Source organism: Geobacillus zalihae NBRC 101842 (assembly GCF_001544135.1).
Lineage (GTDB): Bacteria > Bacillota > Bacilli > Bacillales > Anoxybacillaceae > Geobacillus > Geobacillus zalihae.
The window spans coordinates 1-803 of sequence record NZ_BCPV01000144.1 but is presented as its reverse complement, the minus strand read 5'-3'; the positions used below and the strand labels follow the sequence as shown (position 1 = coordinate 803).

Here is an 803-nt window from a genome sequence, read left to right as displayed (position 1 = left end):
TTTCGGCATTGGCGGATGATGCACGATGAAACACCACATCGCCTTGTTGAACATCGACGGCGCCAAAAATAGAAACGTGGGCATGGTGACCGTAGCTTGGCACTTGTTTTTGATTTCCTACTTCTGCCCATGTCGTACGTAGCGCTTGATAAGCACGAACATGTGTCTCATCCACATAAAACAGCGTGACATTCTCGGTAATTAGTTTTTTTTATAAATTCAAGTTCTTTTTGAAAGGCAGCTTGACGCTTGGCGTCTCCTTTGACTAGCTTGTAAGTCGGACGTGTCCATGACAAACGAAGACGATGCAACAACTTACGAATGCCTTCACGTGACATCGAAACGCCATAGGTATGTTGGATGTAAGATTGTAAAATACGCGTGTTCCATGATGAAGCAATGCCCCAGCCAGCATCCACAGGTGTGGTGGTTAACACGAGTTGTCTAATTTCTTGTTGTTGTTCTTCCGTAAGAAACGGCACACGACCAGGCGGCAACCGACGATCGAGTAGATGATCGAGCCCACCTTGATTAAACCGTGCAACGTAGATGGCAACGGATTGACGGCACAGATTGACCATTTTGGCCACATCTTTACCGAGATGACCTTCCATGACGAGACGAACAGCGGTCACCCGAACGCGAAGGGAAGCATCTTTGATTTTCCGTTCTTGTTTCCGAAGGGTTCGAGGTGTCCAGCCGTGATCATTTGTAATTTTAAGGCGTTTCATGTCCTTTCCGCTCCTTTTGTATAGAAATATTTAGGAGCAGTATAGCCATGAAAAAAGGTGTTCATACAGAAG

General features: G+C 46.0%; 2 protein-coding genes. Both read right to left on the bottom strand.

The features are described 5' to 3' along the window. Nucleotides 1-175: transposase (locus tag GZ1_RS18755; protein WP_255211327.1), on the bottom strand; the 175-nt coding region annotated here is incomplete at its 3' end. Then, nucleotides 168-731, bottom strand: a complete 564-nt coding sequence (locus GZ1_RS17750) for a helix-turn-helix domain-containing protein (protein ID WP_042895922.1) — start codon at nt 729-731, stop codon at nt 168-170. The genes GZ1_RS18755 and GZ1_RS17750, both read right to left, overlap by 8 nt. Nucleotides 732-803 lie beyond the last annotated feature (72 nt).

Coding starts and splice junctions, on each gene's coding strand:
- GZ1_RS17750 (WP_042895922.1), bottom strand. CDS start 731: ATGAAACGCCTTAAAATTACAAATGATCACGGCTGGACACCTCGAACC.